The 17,714-nt window shown below is 40.0% G+C and carries 16 protein-coding genes; 10 read left to right on the top strand and 6 right to left on the bottom strand.

All coding sequences use genetic code 11. The annotated features are described in order from the left end of the window. The first annotated feature begins 385 nt into the window (after nt 1–385). Together Q8W26_RS11955 and Q8W26_RS11950 are read left to right on the top strand one after the other, a co-directional pair. Complete coding sequence (locus tag Q8W26_RS11955) at nt 386–1,591, top strand: NnrS family protein (protein WP_101214802.1); 1,206 nt, start codon at nt 386–388, stop codon at nt 1,589–1,591. Between the two features lie 81 nt (nt 1,592–1,672). After that, nucleotides 1,673–2,071, top strand: a complete 399-nt coding sequence (locus Q8W26_RS11950; RefSeq protein ID WP_101214803.1) for a DUF4124 domain-containing protein — start codon at nt 1,673–1,675, stop codon at nt 2,069–2,071. Nucleotides 2,072–2,103: 32 nt separating this feature from the next. Here Q8W26_RS11950 and clpB read toward each other — a convergent pair whose 3' ends face one another. From clpB to rluD, 3 genes are all read right to left on the bottom strand, one after another. Beyond that, complete coding sequence (clpB, locus tag Q8W26_RS11945) at nt 2,104–4,677, bottom strand: ATP-dependent chaperone ClpB (protein ID WP_101214804.1); 2,574 nt, start codon at nt 4,675–4,677, stop codon at nt 2,104–2,106. A 116-nt stretch (nt 4,678–4,793) separates the two neighbouring features. Continuing rightward, nucleotides 4,794–5,516, bottom strand: a complete 723-nt coding sequence (pgeF, locus tag Q8W26_RS11940; RefSeq protein ID WP_370694281.1) for a peptidoglycan editing factor PgeF — start codon at nt 5,514–5,516, stop codon at nt 4,794–4,796. Between the two features lie 104 nt (nt 5,517–5,620). Then, nucleotides 5,621–6,589 carry a 23S rRNA pseudouridine(1911/1915/1917) synthase RluD gene (gene rluD, locus Q8W26_RS11935; protein WP_101214805.1) on the bottom strand — a complete coding sequence of 323 codons (969 nt, stop codon included), beginning with the start codon at nt 6,587–6,589 and terminating at the stop codon, nt 5,621–5,623. Nucleotides 6,590–6,720: 131 nt separating this feature from the next. Here rluD and Q8W26_RS11930 point away from each other — a divergent pair, with 131 nt between their 5' ends. Continuing rightward, entirely contained in the window at nt 6,721–7,467 is a 747-nt protein-coding gene (locus Q8W26_RS11930) for an outer membrane protein assembly factor BamD (protein WP_305473468.1), read from the top strand. Between the two features lie 105 nt (nt 7,468–7,572). Here Q8W26_RS11930 and Q8W26_RS11925 read toward each other — a convergent pair whose 3' ends face one another. After that, nucleotides 7,573–7,911: a P-II family nitrogen regulator gene (locus Q8W26_RS11925; protein ID WP_101214806.1), complete on the bottom strand. Its 339-nt coding sequence runs from the start codon at nt 7,909–7,911 to the stop codon at nt 7,573–7,575. 234 nt (nt 7,912–8,145) lie between these two features. Here Q8W26_RS11925 and Q8W26_RS11920 point away from each other — a divergent pair, with 234 nt between their 5' ends. From Q8W26_RS11920 to Q8W26_RS11890, 7 genes are all read left to right on the top strand, one after another. After that, nucleotides 8,146–9,996 carry a M1 family metallopeptidase gene (locus Q8W26_RS11920; protein WP_101214807.1) on the top strand — a complete coding sequence of 617 codons (1,851 nt, stop codon included), beginning with the start codon at nt 8,146–8,148 and terminating at the stop codon, nt 9,994–9,996. Nucleotides 9,997–10,199: 203 nt separating this feature from the next. After that, nucleotides 10,200–10,724, top strand: coding sequence for a GspH/FimT family pseudopilin (locus Q8W26_RS11915; protein WP_101214910.1), 525 nt, complete (start codon nt 10,200–10,202; stop codon nt 10,722–10,724). Continuing rightward, nucleotides 10,715–11,245 carry a type IV pilus modification protein PilV gene (pilV, locus tag Q8W26_RS11910; RefSeq protein ID WP_101214808.1) on the top strand — a complete coding sequence of 177 codons (531 nt, stop codon included), beginning with the start codon at nt 10,715–10,717 and terminating at the stop codon, nt 11,243–11,245. Before Q8W26_RS11915 ends, pilV begins: the two co-directional genes overlap by 10 nt. Before the next feature lie 10 nt (nt 11,246–11,255). After that, a complete protein-coding gene (locus Q8W26_RS11905; protein ID WP_101214911.1) occupies nt 11,256–12,353 on the top strand; it encodes a PilW family protein in 1,098 nt (365 codons plus the stop codon). A gap of 39 nt (nt 12,354–12,392) precedes the next feature. Beyond that, nucleotides 12,393–12,869 (top strand): PilX N-terminal domain-containing pilus assembly protein, encoded by a 477-nt coding sequence (locus Q8W26_RS11900; RefSeq protein WP_101214809.1) that lies wholly within the window; start codon nt 12,393–12,395, stop codon nt 12,867–12,869. A 12-nt stretch (nt 12,870–12,881) separates the two neighbouring features. Further along, entirely contained in the window at nt 12,882–16,445 is a 3,564-nt protein-coding gene (locus Q8W26_RS11895; RefSeq protein WP_101214810.1) for a PilC/PilY family type IV pilus protein, read from the top strand. 3 nt (nt 16,446–16,448) lie between these two features. Then, nucleotides 16,449–16,844, top strand: coding sequence for a type IV pilin protein (locus tag Q8W26_RS11890; RefSeq protein ID WP_101214811.1), 396 nt, complete (start codon nt 16,449–16,451; stop codon nt 16,842–16,844). A 39-nt stretch (nt 16,845–16,883) separates the two neighbouring features. On the opposite strand, the gene Q8W26_RS11885 is transcribed toward Q8W26_RS11890, so the two are convergent. Beyond that, a complete protein-coding gene (locus tag Q8W26_RS11885) occupies nt 16,884–17,282 on the bottom strand; it encodes a YbaN family protein (RefSeq protein ID WP_305473463.1) in 399 nt (132 codons plus the stop codon). A 90-nt stretch (nt 17,283–17,372) separates the two neighbouring features. Beyond that, entirely contained in the window at nt 17,373–17,657 is a 285-nt protein-coding gene (locus tag Q8W26_RS11880) for an RNA-binding S4 domain-containing protein (RefSeq protein ID WP_101214813.1), read from the bottom strand. Between the last annotated feature and the right edge of the window lie 57 nt (nt 17,658–17,714).

The following is a 17,714-nucleotide window of genomic DNA, read 5'->3' as shown; positions in this document are numbered from 1 at the left end:
TCCGTTGCGTTGGGAGGTGCATAATACGCTTCCCAGTGTTGAAGTCAACACTTAATTTTACTTTATTTTAAAACACTCTTTAAAAAGTGATTTAAAACGTTTTAAACTAATCGTTTTCCTTCGCTAACCCGTGTTGCTAGTGCCTTTCAAGTTACCTAGACTCTTAGTGTCTTAGCGCTCTAGCAGTTGCTTCCCCGTGTCAGTGGATGCGCATTATAGGGATCCTCTGACACATGGCAAGAGCTTTTTTAATTAATTTACAAAATAACGTTTAGCTGTTTCATTATTAACCTATACGCTTATAAATTGATTAATATCATCCTGGCCGCCCTTATCAAGCTGCATACTTATATAATAACCGCCCATTTATTTCTCTAGGCTTTCAATGATACAGATAACCGATAACGACAAAGCATTAACAATCCCACCTCTATTCCGTCTAGCCTTTAGGCCTATGTTTCTCGGGGCGGCTTTATTTGCTATCGTTACAATCACATTGTGGGGGTTGGCACTATCAGGCTTAATTTCCTTTGCTCCTTACGGAGATCTCTATTGGTGGCATAGTCATGAAATGATCTTTGGCTTTGCATTAGCGGTAATCATTGGTTTTCTATTAACGGCTATTCAGAATTGGACTAATGTTCCCGGTGTCAGTGGTTGGCCACTCGCAGTGCTTTTCTTCACTTGGTTAATAGCAAGAATTACTTTAGCTATAGATTTCACACCTAATTACTTCATCGCTCTGATAGATATAACCCCTCCTTTACTGGCTGCTTTTTTTATTGCCCGCAGTGTATTTAAAGTTAAGCAATGGCGAAATTTATTTTTTGTTCCTATATTAATCGTTTTTGCCTTCACTAATTTAGCTAGTCATATTGCGCTCATTGATTCTAATCAGCTTCTAATGAAGTCTCTTAGCCCACTAATGATCATTCTTATCACATTAATTATGTGCATTATTGGCGGGCGAGTTATTCCATTTTTTACTGCTCGCGGTACACAAACTGAAAAAGTAGCAACAAACAACTGGGTCGAGTTTTTTTCTGTTGGCCCACTCATCATTTTTATCACCGTCCACTTACTTTTCTTATTCATTGAGAGCATCAGAACAGATCAATCACACTGGTTATTAGTTGTTTCTGGTATTGCTAATTTAATCAGAATATTACGTTGGCGCCCTCTTCTCACTATTCCTGTCCCTTTATTGTGGTCCCTACACATAGCCTATCTATTTATTACATCCGGCTTGTTAGGCTATGGGTTAGCTAGTATGTTTACCCCACAACATGCGATGTCTCTACTACACCTGTTAACTATCGGCGCAATGGCTGGATTAATCGTTGCTATGATGTCTCGGGTTTCACTTGGTCATACAGGCCGACCGTTACTTGTCCATAAACTCATGCCTTTTGCCTTTGTTAGTATTTTTATCGCAGCATTAGTGCGAGGGTTACTTCCAATAGTTACTCCCTACTTTACTCTTATCAGCTATCAAATCAGTGCGTTGCTATGGGTCATTTGTTTTCTTATATTTAGTATTATTTATTGGCCTATCTTAACCAAAGCACGAGTCGATGGCCGAGCGGGATAGAATTGTTCTATTAACTGTTCTAGTCTAGAATTAGGACAAGTTGTTGATATCATCAAACTCAAACATTAGAAGGAACGAACAATGAGAGTTATTCTTTTAATTAGCCTTTTTTTTACGAGCTATACATTTGCCAAAGATATTTATCAATGGGTCGACAAAAACGGTGTGACCCATTTTAGCCATAGCAAACCTGAGAATATCGCCCCAGATAAAATTAAGAATATAACCAAAAAGTACCCATCGTCATTTAAGTCAGTGTCACAGTTAAATAAAGACAAGCCACTGAATGCCGCTCAAGAACTTGAACGTATTGCCATTGAAAACTGTGCTATTGCCACTAAAAACATCGAAATTCTACGTGCATTCGATAATATTAATCAACAAGATGCCGAAGGGAACTTATCTCCGCTATCAGCTGATGATAAAAAAAAGCAGCTTGAGTTAGCGAAGAAACAAGCTGCTTTATTCTGTAAGAAATGACTAACATCTAGTTAGTTTAAAATGAGATGCCTTTACTGTTTAGTAAATATGAAGTCGCCCCCTTCTACATCAACAGTGACCAAATCATTAGCACCAAACTCACCAGAAAGAATATATTGTGCTAATGGATTTTCCAGTTGCTGTATCGCCCTTTTCAACGGCCGTGCTCCATACACAGGATCAAAACCAATTTCAGCTAATGCATTTAACGCATCCTCTGTTACCACTAGCTCAATTTCTTGTGCCTCAAGACGCTGTTTTAAATGCTGCAACTGCAACCCTGCAATAAGCTTAATATTTTCAAGTGCTAGAGCATGAAACACAACATTCTCATCTAGACGATTTAAAAACTCTGGTTTAAAGTATTGTTTAACCACGGTCATTACTTCAGTTTTCAGTTCGTTCTGATTTAGACTTCCTGCTTTATCTTGGATAATATCTGAACCTAAATTCGACGTCATTATAATTACTGTATTTCTAAAATCGACTGTACGGCCCTGCCCGTCGGTTAACCTGCCATCATCCAATACTTGCAGTAATATATTAAAGACATCGGGATGTGCCTTCTCAATCTCATCTAATAATAATACTGAATAGGGCTTACGGCGAACAGCTTCTGTCAGGTAACCGCCTTCTTCATAGCCGACATAGCCAGGAGGGGCACCAATCAGTCTTGCTACAGAGTGTTTTTCCATAAACTCGGACATGTCAATCCGTACCATCGCATTAGTATCGTCAAACATATAGTTTGCCAGTGCTTTACACAGCTCTGTCTTACCAACCCCCGTTGGTCCTAGGAACAAAAAAGAACCAATAGGTCGATTCGGATCAGATAGGCCGGCACGAGAGCGGCGTATTGCATTGGACACAGCATTAACTGCTTCTTGTTGCCCTATGACTTGTTGATGCAGATAGCTCTCCATTCGTAGCAACTTATCTTTTTCGCCTTCAAGCATTTTACTAACAGGAATGCCTGTCGCACGAGCCACCACCTCAGCTATCTCATCGGCTGTTACTTTATGCTTAAGTAAGGTCATTTCATGCATATCAACTTGTGAGGCTAGATCTAATTGTCGTTCGAGCTCTGGAATACGCCCATATTGAAGCTCCGACATTCGATTCAAGTCAGTCGCACGTTTTGCCACTTCAAGATCCTGCCTCGCCTGCTCAAGGTCTGTCTTAATATTTTGCGCACCAGAGATTGACGCTTTCTCAGCATTCCATACTTCATCAAGCTCTGAGAACTCTTGTTCAAAACCAGTTAAATCTTGCTCTAATTTGCTTAAACGTTTTTTAGAGCCTTCATCTTCTTCATTGACGAGTGCTTGCTTCTCTAACTTCAGTTGAATAATTTTTCGCTCTAATCGATCAAGAGCTTCCGGTTTGGAGTCTATCGCCATACGAATAGACGATGCAGCCTCATCAATTAAATCAATTGCTTTATCAGGTAACTGTCGATCAGTGATGTAGCGATGAGATAATAATGCCGCGGCAACAATGCCTGGGTCGGTTATTTCTACGGCGTGGTGTAACTCATAGCGCTCTTTTAAACCACGTAAAATAGCAATCGTATCTTCAACTGTTGGTTGGTCAACTTGGACTTTTTGGAAGCGACGTTCTAATGCTGCATCTTTCTCTACATACTGGCGATACTCATCCAGTGTAGTTGCGCCGACACAGTGTAAGTCTCCACGAGCCAGCGCTGGCTTAAGCATATTACCAGCGTCCATTGCACCATCAGATTTACCAGCACCAACCATAGTGTGTAACTCATCGATGAATAGAATAATCTGCCCTTCTTCTTTGGCTAACTCATTTAAAACACCCTTAAGTCTCTCTTCAAATTCACCACGATACTTCGCTCCAGCTAATAGTGCGCCCATATCAAGAGACAGTACTCGCTTATTCTTAATTCCCTCAGGAACTTCACCATTAATGATGCGCTGGGCTAAGCCCTCAACTATTGCGGTTTTACCCACACCTGGCTCGCCAATTAATACGGGATTATTCTTGGTGCGACGTTGTAGTACTTGAATAGTGCGCCTGATTTCATCATCACGACCGATTACTGGGTCTAAACGCCCTTGTTCAGCCCGTTCAGTTAAATCAACGGTAAATTTATCGAGTGCTTGACGCTGATCCTCCGCACTTTGATCGTCAACCTTTTGACCACCACGAATTTTTTCAATGGCCTTATTAAGTACATCTTCTGTTAAATTAGCTTTACGTAAAATTTCACCCAAAGCACTCTTATCGTTTAATGCAGCAAGAATAAATAACTCACTCGATATATACCGGTCTTTACGTTTTTGCGCCAATTTGTCGCAAATATTTAGAAGAGAAATCATTGCATTTGATAATTGAATATCACCACTAATACCATCAACGCGAGCCAGCCGATCTAATGACTGAGCTAAACGACTGCGAATAGTACTAACATCACACTGACATTCGACAAGCAAGGCACGAGTACTGCCACCTTCTTGATTTAATAATGCTGAAAATAAGTGAACAGGTTCAATAAACTGATGGTCTCGCCCCAATGCGATTGACTGAGCATCGGAAATAGCAAGTTGGAATTTACTGGTTAGCCGATCTAAGCGCATTTGTGTTCTCCTAATAACAAACTGTTAACTATAGAGATGGGCATTTTTATCAAAAAACCAAGGGGCTCTACTGAATATTTTTTCAACAAACTTGGCGTAATAAATGAGGTTAAAAGTTACTCAATCCAAATGACACTAGCCATACGCCCGGTAACACCTTCTCGCCGAAAAGAAAAAAATAAATCAGATTGCTCAAAAGTACAATACTCTCCACCACTAATATCGTTGACACCACAACGAGTTAATCTTGCAATGGCAAGTTGATATAAATTGGCATAATACTTCCCCTTAACGGGAGTAAAGTGTAGCTTGTCCGTTGGACAATGATGACAAAAAGCATCAAAAACATCCTGACCGACTTCAAAATGTTTCTGACTAATTGCAGGGCCTAGCCACGCATAAATTTGACTTGTTCTGGCGTTAAAAGACTCTAGCGTTTTTTCAATAATACCATCAGCCATACCTCGCCACCCTGCATGAATGGCTGCCACTTGTTCGCCATATTGATCAGTTAACAATATCGGCAAACAATCAGCGGTCATCACACAACACACAACTTTTCTCACTGACGTTTCACTAGCATCAGCAATAGAAACAGCTTTAGCCGCAGATTTTTCATCGAGCGTTAAAACATCAGTAGTGTGTTGTTGATTTAGCCACACAGGATTCGTGGGTAGAAGCTCCCTCAACGCTAACCTATTAGCATTAACATCATCAACATTATCATTAACATGTAGCGCCAAATTATTACTGTTAAAAGGTGGCTTACTCACTCCACCAAAACGAGTAGTACACATTGCTTTGATATGTTTTGGTGCAGGCCAATCAGGAATAATCAAGAGATAGAACTCCTAAACTAAAACACCCATTTGAGTGAAGTGTGTGTTAAATCGCTCAAGTATAAAAAGAAAACTTGAGCGTCCTAATTCAGTTGATATGCGAGTTACTGAGGCTGATTATCTAATGTATCTTGACGCAATAATTCAGTCATGCGTTGCATATCTTCTGGCACAGGAGCTTGCCAGCGCATCAGTTCACCCGTGATAGGGTGCTCTAATTGCAGTTTAATTGCATGAAGTGCCTGACGTTTAAAGCCACGCATAGCCTCTATCAATTCTTCACTAGAGTGCTTAATTGGACGAGGGCGGCCACCATAGACAGGATCACCTAATAAAGCATGACGCATATAAGACATATGAACACGAATTTGGTGAGTACGGCCCGTTTCTAGACGTAAGCGTAATCGTGTATGAGCACGAAATTTTTCAGCAATGCGATAACGAGTAATCGCTTCTTTACCTTCAGGGTCTACAGCCATATGTGTTCGTTTGGTGGCATGACGGGCAATAGGCGCTTCAATTTTACCGCCAGCAGTCATTTGACCAATAGCAATTGCTTCATATTCACGGATAATATTACGTTTTTGAATCATTGCTACTAACTTCGTTTGAGCAGGGATAGTCTTAGCAACAACCATTAATCCCGTTGTATCTTTATCTAAGCGATGAACGATACCAGCGCGCGGCACACTCTCAATCTCCGGGAAATGATTCAATAAGGCATTTAACACTGTGCCATCTGGATTACCTGCTCCTGGATGAACAACAAGGCCTGCAGGCTTATTAATAACTAAAATATGTTCATCTTCATAAACAATATTTAAATCAATTGGCTCTGGCTTATGACGTTCTTCGATTTCGATGATTGCATCGATTTCAATTAACTCTTCACCGAGGACTTTGGCACGGGCTTTAGTTACAACCTGACCGTCGACACTGACATAGCCAGCTAAGATCCACTCTTTAAGACGGCTACGAGAATAATCACTAAATAACTCAGCAATTGCTTGATCTAAACGTTGATCACATTGCTCAATTGAGACTGTTGCTGATAATTGTATGGCTTGATTCATTAAAATATCTACTGTTAGGGAACTATTGGGCATTGAATTAATCAAAAAAACCCGCGATTAGTGTCTATTGTATCTTTTATTTTGCTTCAGCTTAATAGATACTTGTCGATTCTGTGAGGATATTGAAAAAAATGATGTATAAAAAACGCACCCTATTACCAATTTCTTTAGTTTTAGCCTTAGGTTTATCAGGCTGCGCTAGCAACGTTGAAGAAACAGAAGTACAAATTACTGCGCCAGAGCGAATGTACCAAACTGCACAAAAGTCTCTAGATTTAGGAAACATTCTAAAAGCGACTCGAGTGTTAGAAGCATTAGAATCTCGTTACCCATTTGGTCCACAAGCGACTCAAGTTCAATTAGATCTTATTTACGCTTATTACCGAGCAGGCAATAATGATCAGGCATTAGCAAGTATCGACCGTTTTCTACGTCTAAACCCTACTCATCCTGACATTGATTATGTGTATTATATGCGCGGCTTATCAAACATGCAGTCGGATCAGAACATGTTTCATGAAATGTTAGAAATCGACCGTAGTGACCGTGACCCACAGTTTGCGACTCAAGCATTTAATGACTTTAAACAATTGCTAATTAGTAAGCCGAACAGCCTTTATGCTGCTGATGCCAAACAACGAATGACGGCACTAAAAAATCGTCTAGCAAAACATCATTTAGCAATCGCAAATTATTACTTTGAGCGAAAGATTTATGTGGCTGCAATAAATCGTTCGAAACAAATTTTAGAAAGTTTCACTGACACTGGTTCGACTAAAAATGCGTTAGAAATCATGAAAGCATCTTATATTGCATTGAAACAAGATGATCTAGCGACAAAAACAGATCTTATTCTTAAACAGAACTTTGCAAAATAATAGATAGCACAGTAACAAAAAAGGCTCAGGGTAATAAGTTGTTACCCTGAGCCTTTTTTTGACTTTTTAACTTTGCTTTAAACGCTGCTCACGTTATGCGATTATCTAAATCGCATCTTCATTCTCTTCACCAGTTCGGATACGAATCACACGTTCAATATCACTCACAAAGATTTTTCCATCACCGATTTTTTGAGTTAACGCCGCCGCCTGAATAGTTTCAACACAGCGATCAAGCATCTCATCATCGATAACGATTTCAAGTTTTACTTTTGGAAGAAAATCGACCATATATTCTGCACCACGATAGAGTTCTGTGTGGCCCTTTTGACGTCCAAAGCCTTTAACTTCAGATACGGTCATGCCCGTAACATCAATATCCGCTAATGCTTCTCTTACATCATCAAGCTTAAATGGCTTTATAATTGCCTCAACTTTTTTCATGGTACAGATCCTATATTCTTAATATTAACGCTATTGTAACACTTCGATAATTAAAGACATCAGTATTTTGACGGATATCCAGCCGATTTAGACTCTTATTTAGCAATACAGAACTTATATAAAGTGTTATTTATTCCTTACCCTCCTCATCCGTAGTAAAAATTAATGCTCAATTAGGTTTGTATAAAATATAAAAGCAATTAAAATAATTCTTTTATCCTATGGAAAACTAATATGAGGTTTTTAAACCTAGCAGCAATAGCAACTACACTATTGTTTACATCATTTTCACAGGCTAGTAGCCAGAAGAATGATGATTTAACTTACGCTAACTATGATCAAGTAAAAGTAACTCACCTCACTCTCGACTTAGATGTCGACTTTGACAATAAAGCGTTAAAAGGGTTTGTTGATTTGAATTTGTCTTGGACTGCGAGCAACGAATCTCAAGTTATTTTAGATACCCGAGATTTAATCATTGACCGAGTTTATGCTAAATCAGCACAAGGTCACTGGACGCAAGCACCTTATCAATTAGCGCCTCGTGATGATGTTATGGGTGCTAAGTTAACCATTAAGCCTAAGTTTCAAGCAAAAACGTTACGCATTTATTATCAGTCAACAGAAAAAGCGTCTGGCTTACAATGGTTAACCCCCGAACAAACAGCAGGTAAAAAACTGCCATACATGTTTAGCCAAAACCAAGCAATCCATGCGAGGAGTTGGATTCCTGTTCAAGACACGCCAAGTGTACGCTTAACTTATGATGCGCGAATTCGTACCGATAAATCAGTTCTGGCGGTAATGAGTGCTAATAATGAACCGACCACTGAGCGTGACGGTGATTACTTCTTTAATATGCCGCAAGCTATTCCTCCGTACTTAATAGCAATCGCTGTTGGTGACTTGGAATTTAAAGCAATGAGTGATATCACTGGTGTTTACGCTGAACCAAGCGTACTTGAGTCTGCTGCGGCGGAGTTCAATGACACTCAAAAGATGATCGACGAAACTGAAAAAATGTTTGGTCCATATCGCTGGGGCCGTTATGACTTGCTCATCCTGCCACCAAGCTTCCCATTCGGAGGTATGGAAAACCCTCGCCTATCATTTATTACACCGACAGTCATTGCTGGTGATAAAAGCTTAGTAAACTTAATTGCGCATGAACTTGCCCATTCATGGTCAGGTAACTTGGTAACTAATGAAAGCTGGCGTGACCTATGGTTGAACGAAGGTTTTACTTCGTATGTTGAAAATCGCATCATGGAAGAAGTGTTTGGCCATAAACGTGCAATGATGGAACAAGCACTCGATGCTCAAAACTTACGTAAGCTGGTTAAAACAATGCCAAGTAATGACACTGTTCTTCACGTTGACTTACAGGGCCGTGATCCAGATGCCGCATTCTCTAGTGTTCCGTACACTAAGGGGCAACTATTTCTAATTTACCTAGAGCAGCGTTTAGGCCGTGAAACATTCGATCAGTTTATTACAAAATATTTTAACACTTTTGCATTTAAGAGCATTGGCACACACCAATTCTATAGTTACTTAGAGAAGAATCTGCTAAATAAATACCCAAACAAAGTTAGCAAATCGGAAATTAAAGAATGGATCTTTGCTCCGGGCTTACCTAGTTTTACGCCAACGCCGACGTCTCCAGTATTTACATTAATCGACCAACAAATTAGTGCATTTAATCAAGGTGAGTTAAAGGCAACTCAATTACCAACCAGTGATTGGACAGTGCATCAATGGTTACACTTTATCAATAACCTGCCACAGAACTTACCACTAGATAAAATGGCAGCCCTTGATCAAGCCTATCAATTAACCACTAGTGCTAATAAAGAGATTGCTCACGCGTGGTACTTGTTATCATTACGTGCTGGTTACAGTGAAATCTACGATGCATTAGATGATTACTTAATTGAAATCGGTCGTCGTAAATTAATTGTTCCACTTTACAAAAAACTCGCGGAAACAGCCACTGGTAAAGAGTGGGCACAAAAAGTTTATCAACAAGCGCGCCCTGGCTATCACCCACTAGCTCAAGGTACAGTCGACTCAATATTAAAATAATCAACCTAAAGTTGACGGCCTAATATGATACCTATTAGGTCGCCAATTTTACAAAACTCCTTATCCTAATTATCTTATTTCAAGTCAACAAACTGGCCAAAATCTATGCTATGATGAAGCGTCACTATTGTTATCTCTAATCAGTTTGTTTTGGATAAATAACGTAACAATAAGTTTATAATGGACTTTTGGGCACGCATTCTATGGTTAAATCATTCGGATTCACTTTAGTTGAATTACTCATCACTGTCGCTATCGCAGGAATTTTACTCACGGTTGGTGTACCCAAACTAAGCAGCTTTCTACAAGATAGCGAGTTAATAAACACTTCAAATCGCATCAGCACACTCACCACATTTGCGCGCAGCGAATCGATGAAACGCGGCCAACAAGTTGTGGTTTGCCGGAGTTCAAATAGCGAAACTTGTAGCTCGAGTGGATACTTTTTAATCGTTGGCTTGGATGCAAATGATGACTCGAATATAAACACCGGTGAGACATTACTAAAAATAACTGAACTCGTTGATAGTAATAATGTGAGTGTGTTTTTTAAATCATTAACCAATAGCCGAATTGTTTTTTCATCTAAAGGTACTCCTGATGAAATTGGCACAATTGAAATTTGCGATTCCCGCGGTAAAAATTATGCTAAAGCAATCACTTTAAATATTGGTGGGCAATTGCGCCATTATAGCGAGAGTGAGCGGAGTACTATCTCATGCGCTTAATCAAACAACTGCCACAGAGTGGTTTTACACTACTTGAAGTCATGATTGCCGTAGCTATCTTGGCAGTCGGGATGCTCGGAATCGCCGGATTGCATATTGTTTCTCTTGAGAATACTAATGATGCTTTTTTACGCTCTCAAGCAGTAACGATTAGCCAAGACATTATAGAGCGAATGCGTAGTAACCGTGAACAAGTTAGAGCAGGTACTTTTAATTCTCTATCAACAGATAACATAAGTAATGCCCCTGAAGTAAATTGCTCAGCTAACACCACTGGTTGTAACAATACTCAATTAGCAACTTTTGATATTTACCAGTGGGCCTTAACAGTACAAACGGTTAATGATGACAATAAGCGTCGTCAGCTCCCAGAAGCAACAGCAACAGTCACTAGTGATGACAGTCAATTATTTGAAGTTAAAATAAAGTGGCAAACCAAACAATGGGTAAAAGAAACTGACACACCATTTCAACGAAAAGCAACAAAAGCCAATTACAGTTTTAAAGTCGCAATAAACTAAGGGACTATTTATGCGAAAAACTAAACATCCATTACAACGGTCAATCAATCAAACTCACGGCTTTACTTTAGTAGAAGTGATGATCGCACTAGTAATCAGCTCAACGCTTATCGGTGGCGTGTTTAGCCTTTATTTAAATACCAAACAAACCCAGAATTATACCCAAAGCAGTTCACGAATTCAGGAGTCGGGTCGGTTTAGTTTAGAATATCTTAGCCGCGATATTCGTATGATCGGCTATCGCGGGTGTATTAGCTATGATGACCCCATTGTTAATGTTATAGCTAAAGATATGCCCGCTGGTTTTATGGCTAATCAAAATGAATTAGTTGGTTTTGAAATCGACTCGGGATGGGCATCTGGCTCTATCTATGAAAACTCAACAGCAATTACTTCAAAAATAAAAACGGGAACTGACGCCTTTGCTATTGGCCGCATGGCGAGTTTGAGCAACAAATTAAGTGGCAACTTAACATCAGTTAACGCTCAAGTTCATATTGAAGCGACTCCAGCTCCCAATATAAAACAAAATGACCTCATTTTCTTATCTGACTGCAGTGATGCTGACATTTTTAGAGTTACTAATAATCCAAACGCTTCGGGTTCGACAATAAACCTAGCCCACGGAAATGGTTCAAATACCAGCAACAACCTCTCGAAGTTATTTCAAGATGACTCTTCAATTGCTAAATACCAATCGACGTTCTATTTCGTTGGTGATACCGGTAGGGATAACGCCCTAGGTCACAATGTTTATGCCCTTTATCAAGCAACAAATTTATTCGACTCTGCCACCCCTACACATCAAGTTGAAGAACTTATTGAGGGGGTTGAAAATATGCAACTCTTATACGGTGAAGTCCTAGCCAATGGTAATACCCGATATTTAACAGCAGACAATGTAACTGACATGAATCAAGTTCAAAGCATTCAGTTAGGCTTGCTAATTACTAGCCAAAACCAAGTTCGAACCACTAATGATAGTAAAACCTATGAACTGCCAGGTGAAAGTATCGGTATTAGCACCACAGTAAAACATGACAAAGATAAGCGATTACGACACGTTTTTACCACTACTGTAAAAATAAGAAACCGAGCACTTAATTAATTACTTACCATATAGAAAGCCCAAATAGGTGGATGAACAATGACTAAACATCAAAGTAGAAATATCAAACAACAAGGTGCCGCACTAGTGATCTGCCTTGTACTACTATTAGTGATTACCTTAATTTCCATTGCTGGTTTAAGTGATGCAGCGGACCAAGAAAAAATGGCCTCCAATGCACAACAATATAATCAAACGTTTCAAGCGGCCGAAGGAGCGATGAGCCAAGCTCTAAATATCATCAATGGTGGTAACAGCGCTCAATTATCCGCCGCCATGGCCGCAGGTTTTGATACCCCTATTGATAAAACGGCTACAGGTCTAGAGACAAGCTATATGGATGTTACGATATCCTATACACATAAAAAGGTCAGCTCGATACCAACAGGAATTTCGCTCAATGCTGATGAAAATTCTGTCGTCATCGGGGAAGTTCGCTTTGTATTAGACAGCGAAGCCAAAATGCCACAGTCAGGTGCAACCACAAAGCTAAGCCAAGGCATTAGCTACGAATAAAGGAGAAGCAAGATGAACACATGGACACGTAAAATTGCCCTATTCTTTTCAGGAGTGGCTTTGCCGCTATTAGCTATTCCAACTGCACAAGCTGACGACACTGAAATTTTTTACAAGCATGAAGCCAAAACACCAAAGGTGATGATGATACTTGATACATCACTATCTATGTCCGCTCATGTAAAAGACACTGAGAGTCGACTTACCCAAATGAAAAGCGCCATGCGTGAATTTATCCGTGATGCCAAAGAAATCGAAGTCGGCATTATGCGAATGAATCAAATCGGCAGTGCAGTGGTGTATCCCGTCTCAGACTTAACCACAACAGTGACTGAAACGCTAAGCGCTATCAACCGCCCAATCACTAATAATAGCCATAACGCTTATGAAAAAAGTAATGGTGTGGTCGTCTATGATCATAAAGGGAGCAACACAGCTCTACCAGTGAACAATAGTGAAATGATTGCTTTACACTTCCCTAACATTACAATTCCACGTGATCAAAGTATAAAAAAAGCTTCTCTTGAGTTTTTTCACCATAATAGCTGTATCAAAATAAAAAATAATGGCGACAAACAGAAAATCAATTGTCCCAAGCATGGTAAAAATGCCAAAGTTAAGATTTATGCCCATAAAATAAGTAGTTCACCACAACTAAAAAAGCTAACCAACAACCTAACAACACGTACAAAAACCTCAAATAATAAAAGTGTTTCGACAGACCTTTGGAACTCTAGCGGTAAAAGGGTGACTACAATTACAGGGCTTGAAAATATAATCCAAGAAGTCGTTGAACAATCAAAATGGAAAAATGGTAACGATTTAACTCTACTTCTTGACACCTCTGATGCCGCTTCGGATTTAAAAACCAACGGTATTATCAATGCTGTAGGTCGCTACAGCCCAACGCTTTTTATTGAGTTTGAACCTTACTCACGAACTATAAACACTCGCGAAAAAATGATCGAGGAACTTGATAACCAAAAGTTAACCTATCATACCCCTATTATTCCGTCTTTGTTAGAAGCTACCAAATACTTACAAGGAGCGCGCCTTGACAGCCCTTCAAATCCTGGTTTAACTCTCTCGCGTAGCGCAACAGAAAGAACGGAACTAGACCAAGTACATGAACGCGTTGCTTATCCAACAAGTTATAGTGGTGGTAGCATTACTTACCCAGTAAACTGCCACAAAGGTAACCTGAATTCAACACTCTGTCGTGGCGTAAAGATCAACCCAATATCAGAAAGTAACATTCCCACTTATAAAACGCCTTTAACAGATACTTGTAATGACGATGAAGCCAGTATTGTGCTGTTAACCGATGGGGCAGCTCATCATAAGAAAGATTCTTATAATACCAATAAATGGTGGTATAAGATGACCACTGACATAGCCACCTTAACAGGGGCAGAAATGTGTAAAAAGATAACTGGCAACAATGGTAATCCACAAACATGTGGTGTGGAGTTATCAACACACTTAGCTGAAGGGGTTGCTGTTAATGGAATTAGCGATAAACAAAAAATTTCGCTTTACACTATTGGGTTTAATAATAACGATCCTTTTTTAACCACACTGGCCGCCCAAGGCGATTTTAACGAAAATGGGGAACCCACAGAGCAAGCCCTAAAGCGTTACAGCACGGCAACAGATAGTGCCAGCTTATTAAAAGTTTTCCAAAATATCGCCAGTCAAATTCGTAAAGATTCAGCTAGCTTTGCAAATAGCCCAGCTTCAATTAATACAGCTAATCGTCTGACACATAATAACAACCTCTATTTCGCGCTATTTCAACCAGGCGACAATGCGTCATGGGACGGCAATCTAAAACATTACAAGTTAAGCAGCAGTGGCAAGGTTGTTGATGCCGATGGTAAAGTGGCAACAAATCCATCAACAGGGCAGTTTCTTGATACAGCAAGAAGCTATTGGACAGCAACAGCTGACGGCTCTAAAGTAGCTAGTGGTGGTGCTGCTGAGCAAATAGAAAAGCATGTTGATGGCGGTAATTCTCGTGCAATCTTTACCAATTTAGGTAACACCAATTTAGACAAACTTGATAAGAGCGATACAAGTAATTTCACCATATCGGACTTTGCAGTAACGAGCGAGTCTGACAAGGAGACGTTAATTAAATGGATGGTTGATTCTAAACGTATCGCCGACCCCCTTCACTCGACACCAATAGAGGTTCAGCATAAAAACGGAGACTTGATTTTCTTTGGTGATAATCAAGGCTATATCCATGCAATTGACTCAACAACAGGCAAGGAAGTTTATGCATTCATCCCGCAGGAGCTTTTAAAGATACAGAAAGCTGTCAAGGCTAATATCCAATCAACCGATCATATCTACGGTATGGATGGCGAGATGGTTAAATGGCAAATATCTAATGATAAAGTTTATATCTATAGTGGTATGCGCCGAGGTGGCTCGAGTTACTACGCACTCGATGTCAGTGACCGTACTAAACCTAAGTTATTATGGCGCATCCATAAAGGAAAAAGTGGATTCAGTGATTTAGGTCAAACCTGGTCTAAACCAATAAAAACCAAAATTCAGTGGGGGAGCTCGGAAAAAGATGTCTTAATCTTTGGCGGTGGCTATGACAAAACGCAAGATGCTAAGTCGACTCGAGCTGGTGATACTAAAGGTGATGGGGTTTATATTGTTGGCGCAGAAGATGGAACGCTAATTTGGTCCAAAACAAACATGGGCTACAGTATTCCTTCAGACATCAAAGTCATTGATATCAACGGTGATAAAAAAGCTGATCAATTTTATGTTGGCGACATGGGTGGCCAAGTCTGGCGTTTTGATTTACCACAAGATAACAAGAAAACCGTTGGTGGTGGCGTAATAGCTTCTATTTCAGGCAGTACCGCTAGTAGCAACCGCCGCTTTTATCACGCACCGGATATCTCCGTTCTTGAAGGCAGCGCCGGCCAAACCCTTGCTGTAGCAATAGGTAGCGGCTACCGTGCCCACCCTAATAACACAGTGATAGCAGATAGCTTCTATATGTTTAAACAGCCACTAGATAACAGTGCTAAGACTTATACGAAGATAACGCTTTCTGATTTATATGATGCGACGTCTAATCTATTAGGCAGTGGCTCTGATGCACAAAAAAACATAGCGCTCAATTCACTGAAAGCTTCAGAAGGCTGGCAAATCAAGCTAACAAACTCAGGAGAAAAGGTACTCGCCTCCAGCATTACGTTTAATGGCGCTATTTGGTTTACCACATACCAACCCCGCCTTGGCGCCAATGTCTGTCAAAACTTACGTGGAATTTCTAGGCTCTATCGGGTAAACGTTTATGATGGCACTCCTGACTATAAAAATGTATTACCCGATGTTGATACCTCTGGTAATTTAGATGAAAGCAAAGACTGTGATAAAGTCAGCTGTGATGCAACAGACCGTAGTGTGCATTTAAAGAATACCACCTTGCCACCTCGCCCGACCTTATTAAACATTGATGGTAAGCGAATGATAGGTGTTTCAACTGAGTTTTATCCTGCAGTTAAAAATAAAACGACGACCATGTATTGGGCAGAGAAAGAGTAAAGAATGAAAAAAAAATCACTAGGGTTCACCCTGATAGAATTAATGATTGTCGTAGCTATTTTAGGCATCTTAGCTAGCGTTGGTTACCCTAGTTACCAAGAGCATGTACGTAAGTCTGAACGTGCAGTGGCGCAAACTGCTTTACTCGGCCTGAGTAGTGCGATGGAGCGATTTTATAGTGAGAACAATACCTATACTGGAGCAGCGGTGCCCGCTATTTTTCCAAATACCGTACCTACCGATGGCGGTACCACAACCCACGCGCTTTCGGTAAAAATAACAGATAGCGGTGCGGGTTATGAATTGAAGGCAGACCCGGTACTGAGCTCTGAGAAGGATCTCACGATTACTCATACCGGACTAAAAAAGTATGGAACCACTGTTGGCTGGCGTGATTAGAATTAACTATATACCCAATTAAACAAAGAAAAACAGCGACTATTTAGTCGCTGTTTTTTTATCAAGCGTCGGACGAGATAATAAGTAGTAACTGACACAGGTTGCAATAATGATTAGCATCACCTTAGCCCAAAAAAAGCTAACAAAGAAAATAACCGAAGAACCTATAGAAAGCCATAACAGAAAAATTGTCGATATTTTCACTTTCATCGGAATTCCACGTCCAGAACGATAGTTTTCGATGTATTCACCGAACCATGGGTGTGTTATTAACCATTGATAAAAGCGATCTGAGCTCTTAGCAAAGCATGCCGCAGATAATAATAAGAAAGGAGTAGTGGGTAACAACGGTAAAATAATACCTATAACCCCAAGAGCCACTGAAGTGACTCCGATTGTAATTAAGCTATATTTCTTAAATTTACTTAACGTACTCAATGATATTTTTTCCCGTCATAAGTATTACCTTAAGTTAACGCTTAACTAGTGATAGTACAACAAAAAGCCGACTTAACGTCGGCTTTTTGTTTATGACTCTTCGTCTTCTTTACCATCAACACTAACTTTTAGCAGCTGGCCTTGATATTCAACCACATCGCCATGGTACACTTTTTTGCGCTTACGGGTTTCGATTAAGCCATTGAGCATTACCTCACCCTGACTAATACGAATTTTAGCTTCGCCACCACCTTCAACAAGGTTTTCAATTTTTAATACCTTGTAAAGCTCAATCGGCTCAACATTGACTTCAACGATTGTTTCTAATGGCTCAAGCACAACTGCTTTAGGTTTTTTACGCCGACCAATAACCATAACTCGACCTATTTAGTTATCATGAATAATTAGCCGCAAGCTTACCGACTTTCGTTT

The organism is Psychrobium sp. 1_MG-2023 (assembly GCF_030689115.1).
Taxonomy (GTDB): Bacteria; Pseudomonadota; Gammaproteobacteria; order Enterobacterales; family Psychrobiaceae; genus Psychrobium.
This window is presented reverse-complemented; position numbering and strand designations above follow the sequence as displayed.